The 16,104-nt window shown below is 31.0% G+C and carries 14 protein-coding genes and 1 tRNA gene; 12 read left to right on the forward strand and 3 right to left on the reverse strand.

The features are described from left to right. Window positions 1-12 precede the first annotated feature (12 nt). From VGE71_RS04435 to VGE71_RS04470, 8 genes are all read left to right on the forward strand, one after another. Window positions 13-2,460, forward strand: coding sequence for a DNA translocase FtsK (locus VGE71_RS04435; RefSeq protein ID WP_331137214.1), 2,448 nt, complete (start codon window positions 13-15; stop codon window positions 2,458-2,460). Between the two features lie 7 nt (window positions 2,461-2,467). After that, window positions 2,468-3,160: a LolA family protein gene (locus tag VGE71_RS04440; RefSeq protein ID WP_144214979.1), complete on the forward strand. Its 693-nt coding sequence runs from the start codon at window positions 2,468-2,470 to the stop codon at window positions 3,158-3,160. A gap of 8 nt (window positions 3,161-3,168) precedes the next feature. Next, the gene (locus VGE71_RS04445; protein WP_331137215.1) at window positions 3,169-4,623 is read left to right on the forward strand and encodes an LptF/LptG family permease; all 1,455 of its coding nucleotides are present in this window, start codon (window positions 3,169-3,171) and stop codon (window positions 4,621-4,623) included. 2 nt (window positions 4,624-4,625) lie between these two features. Continuing rightward, window positions 4,626-5,759 (forward strand): 3,4-dihydroxy-2-butanone-4-phosphate synthase, encoded by a 1,134-nt coding sequence (gene ribB / locus VGE71_RS04450; RefSeq protein WP_331137216.1) that lies wholly within the window; start codon window positions 4,626-4,628, stop codon window positions 5,757-5,759. A 1-nt stretch (window position 5,760) separates the two neighbouring features. Continuing rightward, a complete protein-coding gene (locus VGE71_RS04455; protein WP_125721663.1) occupies window positions 5,761-6,159 on the forward strand; it encodes an acyl-CoA thioesterase in 399 nt (132 codons plus the stop codon). 152 nt (window positions 6,160-6,311) lie between these two features. After that, window positions 6,312-6,399 (forward strand) — tRNA-Ser (locus tag VGE71_RS04460). A 260-nt stretch (window positions 6,400-6,659) separates the two neighbouring features. Then, on the forward strand, window positions 6,660-6,782 hold the full coding sequence (locus VGE71_RS04465; protein WP_331137217.1) for a hypothetical protein: 123 nt from the start codon (window positions 6,660-6,662) through the stop codon (window positions 6,780-6,782). 202 nt (window positions 6,783-6,984) lie between these two features. Then, a complete protein-coding gene (locus VGE71_RS04470; RefSeq protein WP_331137218.1) occupies window positions 6,985-7,254 on the forward strand; it encodes a hypothetical protein in 270 nt (89 codons plus the stop codon). Window positions 7,255-7,465: 211 nt separating this feature from the next. Here VGE71_RS04470 and VGE71_RS04475 read toward each other — a convergent pair whose 3' ends face one another. Beyond that, the gene (locus tag VGE71_RS04475) at window positions 7,466-7,687 is read right to left on the reverse strand and encodes a hypothetical protein (protein ID WP_331137219.1); all 222 of its coding nucleotides are present in this window, start codon (window positions 7,685-7,687) and stop codon (window positions 7,466-7,468) included. A gap of 540 nt (window positions 7,688-8,227) precedes the next feature. Here VGE71_RS04475 and VGE71_RS04480 point away from each other — a divergent pair. Continuing rightward, window positions 8,228-9,640 (forward strand): serine hydrolase, encoded by a 1,413-nt coding sequence (locus VGE71_RS04480; protein WP_331137220.1) that lies wholly within the window; start codon window positions 8,228-8,230, stop codon window positions 9,638-9,640. A 437-nt stretch (window positions 9,641-10,077) separates the two neighbouring features. Here VGE71_RS04480 and VGE71_RS04485 read toward each other — a convergent pair whose 3' ends face one another. Next, window positions 10,078-10,959, reverse strand: a complete 882-nt coding sequence (locus tag VGE71_RS04485; RefSeq protein WP_331137221.1) for a hypothetical protein — start codon at window positions 10,957-10,959, stop codon at window positions 10,078-10,080. A gap of 531 nt (window positions 10,960-11,490) precedes the next feature. Between VGE71_RS04485 and VGE71_RS04490 the strand changes: the two genes are divergently transcribed. The 3 genes from VGE71_RS04490 (at window position 11,491) to VGE71_RS04500 (ending at window position 13,689) form a co-directional block, all read left to right on the forward strand. After that, window positions 11,491-11,811, forward strand: coding sequence for a hypothetical protein (locus VGE71_RS04490; protein WP_331137222.1), 321 nt, complete (start codon window positions 11,491-11,493; stop codon window positions 11,809-11,811). Between the two features lie 550 nt (window positions 11,812-12,361). Further along, a complete protein-coding gene (locus tag VGE71_RS04495) occupies window positions 12,362-12,811 on the forward strand; it encodes a hypothetical protein (RefSeq protein ID WP_331137223.1) in 450 nt (149 codons plus the stop codon). Window positions 12,812-12,972: 161 nt separating this feature from the next. After that, entirely contained in the window at window positions 12,973-13,689 is a 717-nt protein-coding gene (locus VGE71_RS04500; protein WP_331137224.1) for a hypothetical protein, read from the forward strand. A gap of 812 nt (window positions 13,690-14,501) precedes the next feature. Here the strand turns inward: VGE71_RS04500 and VGE71_RS04505 are convergent. After that, window positions 14,502-15,503, reverse strand: coding sequence for a phosphotransferase (locus VGE71_RS04505; protein ID WP_331137225.1), 1,002 nt, complete (start codon window positions 15,501-15,503; stop codon window positions 14,502-14,504). Window positions 15,504-16,104 lie beyond the last annotated feature (601 nt).

The raw sequence follows: 16,104 nt of genomic DNA on the forward strand, positions 1-16,104 counted from the left end.
GAAAACGCAAGAATGGCAAAAAAAAAAGAAACTGTAGATAAAAAAAACGATAAACAGGAAGGAAATAAAAGATCTTTTAAGATGTCCAAACAACAAAGATTTGTTTTAGGCTGTCTTTTGGTACTTTTTTCTATTGCATTATTAGTGGCATTTATTTCTTTTTATGTTAACGGACAATGGCAAAATGATCAAAGCGTTGTAAGTCAGCTTGGTGATCGTACCGAAGTAGCCGAAAACTGGCTGGGAAAATTTGGAGCTTATCTTGCCGACTTGATTATCTACAAAGGTTTCGGACTTGCCTCTTTTATTTTTGTACGTCTATTTTTCCTTACAGGAATGTTTCTAGCTTTAGAACTTTCTACCCAAAAACTAAAAAACACTTGGTTTTGGGACATTTTTGCCATTATAATTGTCTCTGTTTTATTTGGTTTTTTCGCTACTTCTGCCCCTGAATTGGGCGGAACAATTGGTTACGAATTAAATTTATTCCTGCAAGATTATATTGGAAAAACAGGAACTTTATTGACACTTCTTTTTGGCCTAATTGTCTATCTGATTTTCAAAATCAAATTATCACCAGAAAAAATTCAATCGTATTTTGATTCTACCAAAAAAGATTTTAAATCAGAATTAGAAACCTTAAAACCTGCAGTAAATCAACCAGAAAGCGCTTATAATCTGGAAGAATTTGCGATAGAAGAACCCGAAAGCGATCCTGAATTAGACAATATTCATATCAAAACCGTTGACACTCAGTTCGAACTTAACAAAGAAGCTTTAAAACCAACCATTTCACACTCTTCTGAGATTGAATTAAATCCTGTTTTAAAGCCAATTACTCCAAAACAAGAACTGCCATTAGTTTCTCCAGATGAAGCTTTTGTGATTGAAAAAGCGGAAGAAGAAGATATTATCGAAGAAAACCTAGCTTCTCGCCTAGTTGCCGATTTCGGATTATTTGATCCAACTTTGGATTTATCAAATTACAAATTCCCAACCATCGATTTATTAAAAGAATATTCGACTGGCGGAATTACAATCAATCAAGAAGAACTAGAAGAAAACAAAAATAGAATTGTAGATACCCTTCGTAACTACAAAATTGAAATTGCACAAATCAAAGCAACCGTTGGTCCATCGGTTACTTTATATGAAATTGTGCCAGAAGCTGGGATCAGAATTTCTAAAATTAAAAGTTTAGAAGATGATATCGCTTTATCATTATCAGCATTAGGAATTCGTATTATTGCGCCAATTCCAGGAAAAGGTACTATCGGTATTGAGGTTCCGAACAAAAACCCAACTATGGTTTCTATGAAAAGCGTTATTGGAGCAGCAAAGTTCCAAGAAGCCGAAATGGAACTACCAATTGCATTAGGAAAAACCATTTCTAACGAAACTTTTGTTGTCGATTTAGCTAAAATGCCTCACTTATTGATGGCTGGTGCAACAGGACAAGGAAAATCTGTTGGTTTAAATGCAGTTTTAACTTCGCTTTTATACAAAAAACATCCCGCGGAAGTAAAATTTGTCTTGGTCGATCCAAAAAAAGTGGAGCTTACGCTTTTCAACAAAATAGAAAGACACTATTTAGCTAAACTTCCAGATACGGAAGATGCTATTATTACGGATAACGCAAAAGTTGTCAATACTTTAAATTCACTTTGTGTGGAAATGGATAATCGTTATTCTTTATTAAAAGATGCGATGGTTCGTAACATTAAAGAATACAACGAAAAATTCAAGTCTAGAAAATTAAATCCAGAAGCTGGACACCGCTTTTTACCTTATATCGTTTTGGTTGTCGATGAGTTCGCTGATTTGATTATGACGGCTGGAAAAGAAGTCGAAGTTCCGATTGCGCGTTTGGCACAATTGGCCCGCGCTATTGGTATTCACTTAATTATTGCTACACAAAGACCTTCTGTAAACGTTATTACAGGTTTGATTAAAGCCAATTTCCCTGCCAGAATTGCATTTAGAGTAACTTCAAAAATTGACTCACGAACTATTTTGGATACACAAGGTGCCGATCAACTTATTGGACGTGGAGATTTACTGTACACCAACGGAAACGATGTAATTCGTGTACAATGTGCCTTTATCGACACACCAGAAGTTGAAAAAATTACAGATTTTATTGGAGCACAAAAAGCATATGCTACAGCTTATTTGCTTCCAGAGTTCGTTGGAGAAGAAACTGGCATTAATCTTGATATAGATATTTCCGAAAGAGATACTTTATTTAGAGAAGCGGCAGAGATAATTGTCAATGCCCAACAGGGTTCTGCTTCTTTATTGCAGCGAAAATTAAAATTAGGATACAACAGAGCCGGTCGCTTAATCGATCAGCTGGAAGCAGCAGGAATTGTTGGTCCGTTTGAAGGCAGTAAAGCACGTAGTGTGAACATCTTAGATTTAAATGCTCTTGATCAATTTTTTAATAATGAACAAAATTAATCCAATCATGAAAGCAAAAATTCAAGAAATCAACAACAATTCTATCACAAACATGACTAAAAAGTGTTTTCAAATGGCAGTTATATTGCTTTTGAGCTTCACTTCTATTCAAGCTCAGGATAAAAAAGCGAAGGATTTATTGAACGAAGTAACTTCTAAAATAAAAAGCTACGACAATATTGTTATCGATTTCAAATATTCTTTGAATAATGCGAAAGAAAACATCAACCAGGACAGTAAAGGAAACGTAACGATGAAAGGCAATCAATATGTTTTGAATTTCATGGGTGTTACCAAAATTTTTGACGGTCAAAAAACATACACTATCGTTCCTGAAGACGAAGAAGTTACTATTTCTAAAGTAAATGAGAAAGATGATAACGCTATCACTCCTTCTAAAATGCTTACTTTTTTCAATTCTGGATACAAATACAATATGGATATTGTTCAAAATGTAAAAGGAAGAAAGATTCAATATATCAAATTAGTTCCAACAAGTGGAAAAGACCAAAGAAAAGAAATTCTTTTAGGGGTTGACGTTCAAACAAAGCACATCTACAATTTGATTGAAACTGGAAAAAACGGAACAAAAACAACTTTAACCGTTAATTCTTTTAAAACCAATCAACCTTTATCAAAAAATCAATTTACATTTGTAGCGAGTAAATACCCGAAATACTACATTAATAAATTAGATTAATCAGAAGGTTGAAAATTCTAGACAAATACTTATTAAAAACATTCTTACTTACATTTACTACTGTATTTGTAATCTTATTTTTCATATTCATACTGCAAACAGTATGGCTATTTATATCAGAACTAGCAGGAAAAGATCTCGACTTAATATTAGTCGTGAAGTTCCTGCTTTTTTCTATGCCTCGTATTATTCCACTTGTACTACCTCTATCGGTTTTACTGGCTTCTATCATGACTTTTGGAAATTTAGCCGAAAATTATGAGTTTGCAGCTATGAAGTCGTCTGGTATCTCTCTTCAGAGAGCTATGCGAGTTTTAATTGTGTTTATTTTCGTTTTAAGTATTGTTGCATTTTGGTTCGCTAATAATGTGATTCCATACGCAGAATACAAGTTCGTCAATTTTAGAAAAAACATTGCTCAAGCCAAACCTGCAATGGCAATTGTAGAAGGACAATTTAACGATGTTGGTTTTTACAATATTAAAGTTGTAAAAAAATCTGGAGAGAATGGAAACAAACTTACAGAAGTTACCATTCACGAAAAGCCTAACAATATGGGCGAAAACAAAACGGTTATTAAATCTAAAACAGGAGAATTAGTAAGTAGCGAAAAATCAAGTATTTTAAAACTTGTTTTGAATGATGGTTATTACTATCAGGATGTTACTCCAAAAAAATATGAAGATCGTGCCAAATTACCTTTCATTAAAGGAAAATTCAAAAAGCAGATTATCAATATAGATCTATCCGAATTAAACAAAGTTGATGAAAATAAAGAAAGTATAGCTGGAACAAATGCAATGCTTAATGTAAACGAATTGCGCTATACTTTAGATTCATTAAACAAAAATCTGGATAACGAGATTGTTTCTTTTTCTGAAAACATTAATCAGCGTGTCGGGATTAGAAAATACCCTGCTCCAGTACAAACAAAAACAAAGGAAAAGCAACTGCCAAATAATCTAATGTCAATGTATTCAAACAAAGACAAAGTAGATATCTTAAAAATGGCAGGAAGCAATGTTACCAGTAATATTTACTCAATCGAAACAACACAAAAAGACTTAAAAGACAAACAACGCGAAATCAACAAACATTTAAGTGCATTGTATGAAAAGTTTGTTATTGCATTTGCCTGTTTTTTAATGTTCTTTATTGGTGCCCCACTTGGTGCTATCATTAGAAAAGGAGGACTTGGGCTTCCAATTGTTTTTGCTGTTTTAATCTTTATTACTTTTCACTTTATCAACACTTTTGGAAAAAGATTATCGCAAGAAGGCGGAATGACTCCATTTATGGGATCATGGATGTCGTCTATTATTTTACTGCCTTTAGCAATTCTTCTGACCTATCGTGCAACAAACGATAACGGATTAATTAACTTTGATGCGATTACAACTCCAATTTCACAACTATTTCAAAAAATTTCCGAGCGGTTTTTACCAGCTCAAAAGCAACAATAATTATGTCAACAACAAAAATACAACTAAATACCATTGAAGAAGCTATAGAAGCTATTCGTCAAGGTAAAGTAATCATTGTAGTCGATGATGAAGATCGTGAAAATGAAGGTGATTTCTTGGCAGCAGCCGAAAAAGTAACACCAGAAATGATCAACTTTATGGCCACACACGGGCGTGGTTTAATCTGTACACCGCTAACCGAAAGCCGCTGTAAAGAACTTGATCTTCGTTCTATGGTAACGAATAATACAGATCATATGGAGACTGCCTTTACCGTTTCTGTTGATTTAAAAGGAAATGGAGTTACAACTGGAATTTCAGCAGCAGATCGCTCTAAAACAGTTGAATCTTTGATTGATCCAAATACAAAACCTCAAGATTTAGCTCGTCCAGGGCATATTTTCCCTTTAATTGCTAAACAAGGAGGTGTTTTAAGAAGAACTGGACACACAGAAGCTGCAATTGATTTTGCACGTTTGGCAGGATTTAAACCAGCAGGGGTAATCTGTGAAATCTTAAATGAAGATGGCACAATGTCTCGTTTACCAGAATTGATGCAAGTAGCTAAAAAATTTGATTTAAAATTAGTTTCTATCGAAGATTTGGTTGCGTATAGAATGCAGCATGACAGTTTAATTGTTAAAAAAGAAGATTTTGATATTGAAACTCGTTTTGGAACTTTTAGACTACGAGCTTACGAGCAAACAACTAACAAACAAATTCATATTGCCTTAACAAAAGGAACCTGGAATTTAGGAGAACCAATCTTAACAAGAATTCATTCTTCTCAGGTTAATAATGATTTACTAGGAACTTTAACCAACAATGCAGAACAACAGTTGGATGATATGTTTAAAGTAATTAATGAAAACGGAAAAGGCGCTGTTATTTTCATTAATCAAGATATGACTGCTGTTAATCTTTTAAATCGAATTTCAGAGCTTAAAACGCTTCAATCGCAAGGAACTCTAAAAGCCCCAAAAGTGATTATTGATAGTAAGGATTACGGAATTGGAGCTCAAATTCTTCATGATATTGATATTTCTAAGATCAGACTAGTTTCGAACACGGAGCAAACAAAACGTGTTGGTATGATTGGTTACGGGCTTGAAATTACAGAATATGTTAATTACTAATATGGGAACAGTAGAAGAAAGAATTCAAAAATCAGAAACACGAATTTTTAAAGCGGTTTTCCCAAGCACAACCAATCATTACGACACTTTATTTGGAGGGACAGCACTACATCTTATGGATGAAGTCGCTTTTATCTGTGCGACACGTTTTAGCCGTAAAAAAGTAGTTACGATCTCAACTGGTCAAATCGATTTTAAAAAAGCAATTCCGGCAGGAACTTTAATTGAATTGGTTGCAAAAGTAGATAGCGTCGGAAGAACCAGCTGTAAAATTCATGTTGATATTTTCATGGAACAGATGTATTCTGAACTTCGCGAAACAGTAGTTTCAGGTACTTTTTCGTTTGTTGCTGTTGATGAAAACAAGAAACCAACGCCAATTTTAGACGATTTGGATTAATTTTTCAAAAAATCTCATTTTCGGAATTATTGATAATTAGACACTTGTGAATTATTCCAAAAAAAGTTTAAAAATAATTTCAAAAAAAGTTTTGATAACCGAAAAACCGTCTTATATTTGCACCCGCAATCAGACAATGAGAGCAACATACTGGAGAAATGGCAGAGCGGTCGAATGCGGCAGTCTTGAAAACTGTTGACTGTAACAGGTCCGGGGGTTCGAATCCCTCTTTCTCCGCCAGATGAAGTTTCAGAAGAAACTTTAAAAATCAAAAGCCTTTAAACTCTAGTGTTTAAAGGCTTTTTCGATTTTACACACTTTTCAAAAAGCACATGTTTTATCAAAGAATGCTTACCTTATTAGTTACCCAGTTTTTTTTGAGGTAATTTTTCTCAAAAATGGGTAACTAAAAATAAAGAAATCCCTGGGAATTCCCTGCACAAATTTTTGGTAATACCTTGAGTGGAGCTGCAGGAATTTTTAGTCTCTATAAAGCTGAAATGGAAAGAAGAAAAAGAGGAACGATTAACTGCAAAGGTTATGCAGATGGTGCAATTGGTATTGCCGGAGGAGTTGTAGGTACAATGGCAACTTTTGGATTGGTTAGAAATCCAGCTGGTTAGGCTGTTCTAGCAACAGGTGCCGCCATTTATGGAATTTTGATTATTTGCTTATGATTTGTATATGTACGAAAATTAAAATAATATGATAAAAATTTATGATCAACTTTGTGTTGATGCAATCATTAAATCTAAAGAGACTAATAATGGTCAATGGAAATTTCAAACAATGTTATATTTGAGTTTGTTCTTAGGTGTAATAATTATGGCAGTAATCATCACCTTAAAAGCATTGCTTCCAGGAGGTCTGCATTACTCGATGTATCCGGAAAGTTATAAGTTAAAAAGATTTGACATCAAGATTGAAGCATTGACATTATATTTTGTACCAGCGCTTATTGTTAATTATTTCACACTGTTGTTTAATAAAAGATATGAGAAACTGTTATCAACCTACAAATCACAAAATGGTAAATATATGATAGGATTCATGGTGATCAGTTTACTTTCATTTCTGCTAAGTCTTTTTTTGTAACCAGCATTGAGGTCTTTAGTATTTAATTATTATTTGTCAATACTTTAAAAGGAACAGCCTTCGGATCATTTCAGATGATGCAATTACCAATGCATTACTGAAGAACCTGGCCGGAGGCAACTACGACAACTCCTTTAGCGAGAACATATATACTAAGACAATTGCCACTCCCGGCGTATATTTGGTAACAGTTTGGCTCAAATCCAGCCAATCAACCAATGTAACCACTTTCCTTAAAACCAACGGAACTGTTGTCAGCAATACTACGGTAACTGGAAGAATACAAATTACAAAGCTGTAGAATTTTAAACAAATAATTTAGAGGAGGAACGATAAAGAATCGTTCCTCTTTTTTTGTGGTCTTTTTTTCTTTACCGTCGCCAGATTCTTCTGAATATCCCTGCAAAAACATCATGACTATAATTAAAGGCAACAATTTTAAATATTCATATCTAGCCAGAACTTTTAAACAAAATTAATTACACAATTTATACATAAAACTATTTTTATTTGCATTCTTAAAGAAATGTGTAGTAGCGGGAAGCATTCAAATATCTAACCAGATTATTGAAGATTATTATATGATTATTACATTAGCTTCATAAATGAATATTTTAAAAATGACTATAAATCATTTGTTTCAAATCCTGTCAGACTCAAAATTATAGATAAGTTTAAGTCCATAATCCTTTTGATAATTTTTTTAGAATTAAATCAAATTTTGCAGTAAAATTATCATAGTCGTCACTTATTATTGCATTATTATTTCCTTACCATTAATGATTAAAATATTGTATCAAATAAGTCTTTAAATTTATCTGCTCTTTCAAGTAGCTCTCTATATTAACTTGAATAAAAATCATATTTATACAGCTTAAACGATAGAATCATAAGTGTTTTGTTTAGTTTAGCGCAAAATATCTTGATTTATTTATAAGAAATTTCAACATAAAACGTTACAATCAAAAAAAACATGAGGATTATATTTTTAATTTTTTTCGGCATAATAACAACTACCTTAAATGCACAAAAGCATTTTAAGGAAGAATCAAAAAAGGAGAATTCTATAAATAATTTATTTACTTCCTTATATAAGGACGGGCAATTTACAGGCTCTGTTTTAATAGCCGAAAAAGGTGATATTGTTTATAAAAAGAGCTTTGGTTTTGCAGATCGAAGTACTAAAGAAAAATTTACTTCCCAAACTCCCTGTTATATAGGATCATTATCTAAACAATTTACAGCAATGGGAATTGCAATACTAAAGGAAAGACAACAAATTAATTATGACAATTCTTTACGTCAATATTTTCCAGAATTACCTGAATTTTATCGTTCCGTTACTATTCTGCAAATGCTGCATCAAACATCTGGAATAGCAATCTTTAATGATTTTCCTGATATGACCGAAAATGATGTTCTCGAAATATTAAAAAAAGAAACAACACTACGCTTCACTCCAGGTTCAAAATTTGAATATTGTAATGCAAACTATACTCTCTTGGGATTAATTATTGAAAAAATAGCTGGTAAAAATCTAGATGATTTTTTAACAGAAAATATTTTTATCCCTGTTAATATGAAAAACACCTATGTAGACATCCCTTCAAAGAAACGAAGACGTGCTGTGGGGTATTATTTGTTTGGAGATTCTTATAATTATAGCACATATATTGGTGGAGCAGCCGCAATTGTTTCTACAGTCGATGATTTATACAAATGGGATCAAATGTTGTACTACCCATCAATTATTTCAAAGAAAACGCTTGATGAAATATTTACCCCCGATTCTTTTAATTGGAATAGTCCAGTATATGGCAAACAGTCTTATGGAATGGGATGGTTTATAAGTGATAACGATAGAATAGTACAACATGATGGTGGTTTTGCTGGTTTTCGTTCTTATATTGAAAGGCAAATCAACAATAAAATTACTATCATTTATATTAGCAATATACGACATGAATTAAAAGATGATATTCGAAATGCTATCCTTAATATTTTAAATAATAAACCATACACTGTTCCAAAGATTTCTGCAGCTAACAAAATTGTCGCTCAATCTAATCTCTTTGGAATGAAAAAAGCAATATCAAATTACAAAAACCTCCCCGATTCAGATAAAATTAAATATAATTTCAACGAAAGAGAATGCAATTCATTAGCCTATTATTTACTCCGAAATAATAGACAAAATGATGCTATACAATTATTTAAACTCAATACTGAGGAATTTCCACAATCAGCAAATGTTTACGATAGTTTGGGAGAAGCTTATTTACAAATCGGCGAAAAAACAAAAGCTATCGAAAGTTATAAAAAAGTACTTCAACTAGATCCCAATAATGGGAATGCAATTTATATGCTTAAAAAAATTGAAGAATAAGAATTTACAAATCTGAAAAAAAAAGCTTGAAACATCTTTTATTTTTTTGAGAAGCAAATAATTCTGTCAGCATTTATTTTTAAAGAATTATAAAAAAAACAATCTGATAGCTTCAATACGTAGGCAATGTTAACACAGATTTGTAATCTGTGCCTGTAAAAAGGTTAAAAGAAAAAGCTTCAGATTTCTCTGAAGATTTTTCTTAGTAGCCCCAAAAGGACAATTCTCGAACCATTTTGCCAACGATTTAAAAATTTTGAGTCCACTTAAATAAGTTGTTAGAACTTCAATTTTAGAGTTTTTTAATTAATCTATGTGCAAAAACTGGTCAATTTGACTACTGAATTTTGGATAGATATAAAGAAGTTGATTAAGCTGAAATTTCTATGTAACTAATTTCAAAAAATAAGATCGCTAAGTTTGCGCTATTTCGGTAATTACTCCATTGTATCATTGTGTAATAATCTAATAACATGACTTCCTAATTCTGTCAATTTTACTACATTTCTACTATCATAAGTTATTAAATTATTTTCTTGCAATGCCTGCAATAGTTCAGCGTTTTTGGACGAAAGTGGCACCTTAATTTCATAATTTATTATTCCATTAACTTGAAATATATTCAAGAATTCCTCAGCTTCTGCAACAGTAAGTTTGTTATATATATTATTAATTTCTTCAGCTAGTTTATTTTTATTAATATCGTCGGTTATTTTACTAGGATAAATATGACTAGTAGGTAAGTTTAATAATAAATTATTGTTTTCCATTCTCAATTCTTTAATCAAATCATTTAATTCGCTTTCTTTTTCTTGAGAAAGTTTACTATTTTGATTCCATCTATCATTATCTAACTTGTTTTGTTTAACATGCTTTTCAATTTCTTCAGTAAGACTTTCAATTTTGCTTTGCAAATTTGTTATCTCGCTTGTTCCTGCTTTTTCATCTGCAATTTCACGGAGTAATTTTGCATTTGATTTTCGCTTTTCTAATCTTGCAGTTTCTAAGTTGTCTTTTTTATCTTGGTTACTTTTTGTGTAGTAACCCAATATATAATCAATTCCTAAATTAATATATGGTAATACAACAACATAAAACAACGCTATAACAATAGGCCATACAAAATTTTCTGTTGAGCAATACGAAATCTCAATATATTTTATTCTAACGATAATTGATAAATCCGAATACAGTAGTACTAAAAAAGCTTTCCAGTTAAATAGTATAAATGATAGAGCAAATGATCCTACAAACGGACTTTTTACTCTGTCTTTGTAACTTTCAAATGTACTTTGAATAAATTCTTTTACGGTTTCCATATTTTTGTTTTTGGTTTAGCAAACATAAATAGATTTTTGCCTTTTTCTAGCATTGTATAATCTGTTAGAGTTTTTATTTAAATGATTTGTAGTTTGCCATCATTCCTAAAGCAGGAATTACGAAAAAAAATAAGACTATAAGGCTCACAATAATGCTACAGAAGAAACGAAAAATATAATTAGCGATAATATCTGAAGCTTTTACTTTGGAGCTTTGCGGTACAGAATTTGAACCTTTTTTTAGATTATTTAAAAATTTTGAATGATGTCTAATTGGAAGATAATATCATTTACTCACCCGCTTTTTTCTTTCAATTATATTGTGCGCAACTTCAGCAAATTTATGTAGCACATTTCGTATTAATAATATTTCATCATCACTATATGAAAGTCCATTTTTGTTTAAGATCTTTTTGCATTTTGTAATTGATATCATAATTATTTAGTTTTTTATGTTGTAGTTTTTTTATGTTGTTATTATATTCAAACTAAGTATTTTTTTTTATAATTTTAAAAAAAAAATATTCGTAGATGGAATTAGATATAAATTTGGTTATTGCCATAATTGGTGCTGTAGTTACTTTTACGGGATATTATGTAACACGATATCTTGAGAGAAAAAAAGAAATTGAGTTTCAGATTAGAAATAAGAAAATACCTATTTATGAAGAATTTTTTGAATTCTACTTCAAAGTTGTATTTAGCTCTAAAAATGGAGAAAATATGAATCAAGATGAAATGACAGCATTCTTCCAAAAATTTAACCAGAAAGCGATCATTTGGTTTCCAGATGAAATATTAAAATCCTATAGTGATTGGAAAAATGAATTAGCAATTTTTTCAGAATACTGAAACAAGAAGATTTAATGAAACTATTTAGAAAAGATATTGGTCATAAAAATAATCTAATTGAAAAAGGAATGATTTCTTCCCTGTACATTAATGATCTTAATACCTATTTTTAATTAATTATACCATTAAATATGCAATCTTCAAATAGGAGTTGCTGAAAAAACTTGATTGTTAAGTTATCTATCAAATAAATGTTATAATTTAATAAAACCCTCATTCAGTTTCCGCCATCTAGCTATAACCAACTCTCCGAAAATAGCATTTTCAAGTTTTAAGTTTAAAAAAATAGAAAAGAATTGGAACGCAAATCGAAAGACGGAAAAACTTTCGTAATTGTAATAGATAATTGAAATGTCAAATGGGGCATGCTCAGCGAGATTGTCGTAACCCACCCTAACAGCTACTACAATGCATTTGGGTAATTGGCTTAATTGAAAAAAATGGGATTGTATTAGAATGATTTGGCAAATCCGATAATAGGGCTTAATTTCGTCCCAAACCCGCTATAGTACCAGAACGTTGATGGCAAGACAAACTTAAAAAACGGAAAATGAATGAAATACAATTTAACATTCAGCAAGAATTTAGAGAAAAACAAGAGAAATACGTTTATTATCTTATCGCAATTTCTGTATCAGCAATTGGTTTTTCAGTTTATAAGACTGAAAATCACGAATTAAACATCGCTCTAATTCCATTAGCTATTGCTGTGATTTGCTGGAGTATAAGTATTTTTTTAGGACTCAAATTTTTAAAATATGTAATTAGTACATTATATGCAAACAACGGTTATTTTGACATAATCAAAGGCAAACATCCTGATCTTGGTAATCATCCTGAATTAATTAAAGCTGGAGTTGAAGGTTTTAAAGAAGCAATGCAGATAAATAGTAAACGGATGAAAATATATTTTAATTGGCAAGGTTATCTATTCTATTCTGGAATAATGTTTTTTCTGATTTGGCATATTCTAGAAATGTATTTACGAACTTCATGTTAAATGTCTTTGCCACCAACACACGCTACAAGCAATTTGGGCATTTGGCTTAATGAAAAAATTGGTTTGTATTTGGAAGATTGGCAAATCCGAAAATGGGGTTTAATTTAGCCCTAAACTGCTCGTAGAGCGAGAACGTACTAGGTAATCATAAAAACGAACCAATGAAAAAAATACTGCTTTTTATCTTAATTATCATTTCGTGCATTAGTTGTAAAAATTCTCAAAATGATTCAAGCCAAATCGAAAATGAAATTCCACAAATTCCAACTCAAATAAGCGAGTTTAATATGGACCAAATAAAACAAATTCATCAATATATAAATGTAGATAGATGGAATAATAATGGTGCGATTGGAATGAGGTTTGGGACAAACTATAATGAACTTGCAGAAAAGCTCAACATTCCTGTATCTAAATTAAAAGAAATTGACGTTTACTATCACTATGAAGTATTGAAAATATTGGATAAAAAGATAAAATTTCAATTTGAAAATCATAAAAATTTTAAACCCGATTATTACTGCTCTGTAGAATCAACAGCTTTCTGCGGAATCAATACACTGCGAGGTAATATTTTAGTTTATGGGCAAAAGAACACAACAGATTTCAAACTTGAATCTGAAAAAATTGCTAAAGCGTTAATAAATGAAATTCCTGATTGGATAACAGGTTATAAATTAAATTTTACTCGTTATAAAGATCCAAATCTCGAAACCGAAGGAGATGTTGATATAGGTTTTTTGTGGATAAAAGGACAAGACATTCAGATTATGAAAAGTAGCACAGGGTTGTATGGATATGAAAAACCAGAAAGCAATACTTTTTGGCATAATGCTGAATGGAATAATAAAAAGAAAATTCCTTATCCGAATTTATAAAAAAGAATCACTACCAACAGCAAACGCTACAAGCAAGCTGGGCATTTGGCAAAATTCAAAAAAGATGGTTTTGTATTTGAAAAATAGTTTTAAACAAAAGTTTTGGTTTTCTTAATCCCAGCCTGCATATAACGCGAGAACGTTAGATCTAACTTTTAAACTTTAAAAAAAAGAGACGAATTTAAAAATGATATTAACTAAATCATCTATGCAGAAAAAACAAAATCCTTGATGAGATTCGAACCAAAATTACTTGCAAACATTGACACTTTATACAATTAAAGAAATTACCAAGGGTTTTCGAACCATAAAAAAGCCAGCAAAATATCCGCTTTGCTGGCTTTCATTTTTTTATAGTAGCCCAACGAGACAATTCTCGAACCATTTTCAAAATGATTTGAAAAAAATAAGTGTCAAACAATATTAAATTTTTTGGTTCAAATCTTGTCACGGTCACTATAAATTTTGAAAGCCTGCAAATTGTATATTTTGCAGGTTTTTTTTATGATTCGAAATTTGCAGGATTTTTTTAGTTTTGAAAAGGCCTTCATTTACAGGGAATTTTGATTCGAAGCCCATCATGGATCTGTAAAGATTTACGATTCTTTTTTAGTATATAAAGCATGTAATATAATTCCCGTAATATTTTTTCTTTTTTCATTCTGGTAAAACGACGCATAGTATTCTGGTATTACGACAGGAGTTGGGATAAGATAAAGCCTATTTTCGTATTTGCTAAATCATAAAAAAATATCATTTCATTAAGCCAATTGCTCCAATCTGTTGTAGTAGCTGTTAGCGGATCGTTGTTTTTAACAATCGCTATCTATTTCAATTTTGTTGTAAGCAATCCATCGTTTCAGATTTCCAACCATTCTTTTCAAATGGTCTTCATTCAAGAATATATTTGTCCAATATTCAAATCTGTCACATTGAATACTAATGTAGTATGTCATAATTGCTAAACAAGCAAAAGGCAAAAACTTTTTTTCTTCGGCAGTAATTTCTGTTACAGTTTCGTAACCTTTTAAAAAGCTTTGTGCTTTTATCTGGTATTCTTCTTCGTTCAAATTAGTTGCAAGTAGCTGAAAAAGAAAATAAGAAATGTCAAAACATAGATAACCGTTGCCACAAAAGTCAAAGTCAAAAAATGTTATTTCTTTTTCATCGTCAATGTGCAAATTGTCAAACCAAACGTCAAGATGAACACTTCCATATCTCATTTTTTGATTCTCAATACTGCCGATTTTTAGCATTAAAAATGCAGATAGTTTTTCTAAAAATTCAATTTCATTAATATTTTTATTAAAGAATTTTTTTATTCTAAGAATAGGTATGACAAGCAAGTTATCAGTATTGTAAGATATTCTATTTAGTTTGAAATTTTCTGTAGATAGATGAACTTTTGCTAATGCTTGTCCAATTAGAAAACTTGTTTGATGTGAAAACTTAGCTGTCTTTGCTCCTTTGGCATATGAGAATAAAACACCAAATCTTTTTCCTTCAGGTGCTTCAATTTCTTGAATGTATTCGTTGAATTTATCTGCAATTGGATAAGCAACTTGTCGGTCGGTTCCCTTTAAGTGAAGTAAAAGTCTCAACTCTTCTTCAATTTCTAATTTTGTACGCCAATTACATGTGTATACTCTAAAAACGTATTTCATTTCGTCATCGTGAACAATGTATAAATGGTTCATTGCGACTCGAAATATGCTACATTCAGTATTCTCGCTCACTTCATATTTTTGTCGAATAAGTTTTCCAAGATCATTCGGTGATAATGTGCTATTTATTGTTGGAAATTTATCTGTCATCAATTCTTAGTTTCTTTGTTTTTTTGGGCTTTACAATGAAGATTAGCTAATTAAACTTAATAGATTATTCAAATATATATTAATAAGCTTGTAAATCAACAAAAAGTATAAATTTCGCTGATTTTGATACATTGATAAATATGAATACGAAAACTAACCACTATTTGAATTAAAAAAAAAATCACACGATTAAGCATAATTTAAAATCTTCAAATCCTCTAGCAAGCGGTTCGAATTCTGTACCGTCAAGGTCACATTTAATAACAATAGTCTACCTATTATAAAATTTGTAGATTTTTCAATTTCTAGTGATCTTGACGGTACGGAATTCGAACCATTTAATGACAGATTTGAAAATTTTAAATGATGTTTAATTTTTTGATTAGACGTTAATATTAATATTGATTAATCATGTTTGTGCTGATTCAATAAAGCGGTAAGTCCTCTGAAATTTATAACCATGTCAACACGAAAAGCATTCAACGAATTAAAAGTTCTTTTGTTTATTTATAAGTTTATTATTATATATTTGAAAGGAAATAAAACTGACGTTTGTCAGACATATCTACCCACTTTAGAGTTGATAAGTCTGATGATGTCA

This window comes from Flavobacterium sp. (assembly GCF_036405015.1).
Classification (GTDB): Bacteria; Bacteroidota; Bacteroidia; order Flavobacteriales; family Flavobacteriaceae; genus Flavobacterium.

Bases quoted from the DNA above. Each gene is read 5' to 3' on its own strand.
- VGE71_RS04470 (WP_331137218.1), top strand. From the start codon at position 6,985: ATGGCAGTAATCATCACCTTAAAAGCATTGCTTCCAGGAGGTCTGCAT.
- VGE71_RS04465 (WP_331137217.1), top strand. From the start codon at position 6,660: ATGGAAAGAAGAAAAAGAGGAACGATTAACTGCAAAGGTTATGCAGAT.
- VGE71_RS04435 (WP_331137214.1), top strand. From the start codon at position 13: ATGGCAAAAAAAAAAGAAACTGTAGATAAAAAAAACGATAAACAGGAA.
- VGE71_RS04440 (WP_144214979.1), top strand. From the start codon at position 2,468: ATGAAAGCAAAAATTCAAGAAATCAACAACAATTCTATCACAAACATG.
- VGE71_RS04495 (WP_331137223.1), top strand. From the start codon at position 12,362: ATGAATGAAATACAATTTAACATTCAGCAAGAATTTAGAGAAAAACAA.
- ribB (WP_331137216.1), top strand. From the start codon at position 4,626: ATGTCAACAACAAAAATACAACTAAATACCATTGAAGAAGCTATAGAA.
- VGE71_RS04505 (WP_331137225.1), bottom strand. From the start codon at position 15,503: ATGACAGATAAATTTCCAACAATAAATAGCACATTATCACCGAATGAT.
- VGE71_RS04485 (WP_331137221.1), bottom strand. From the start codon at position 10,959: ATGGAAACCGTAAAAGAATTTATTCAAAGTACATTTGAAAGTTACAAA.
- VGE71_RS04500 (WP_331137224.1), top strand. From the start codon at position 12,973: ATGAAAAAAATACTGCTTTTTATCTTAATTATCATTTCGTGCATTAGT.
- VGE71_RS04480 (WP_331137220.1), top strand. From the start codon at position 8,228: ATGAGGATTATATTTTTAATTTTTTTCGGCATAATAACAACTACCTTA.
- VGE71_RS04455 (WP_125721663.1), top strand. From the start codon at position 5,761: ATGGGAACAGTAGAAGAAAGAATTCAAAAATCAGAAACACGAATTTTT.
- VGE71_RS04490 (WP_331137222.1), top strand. From the start codon at position 11,491: ATGGAATTAGATATAAATTTGGTTATTGCCATAATTGGTGCTGTAGTT.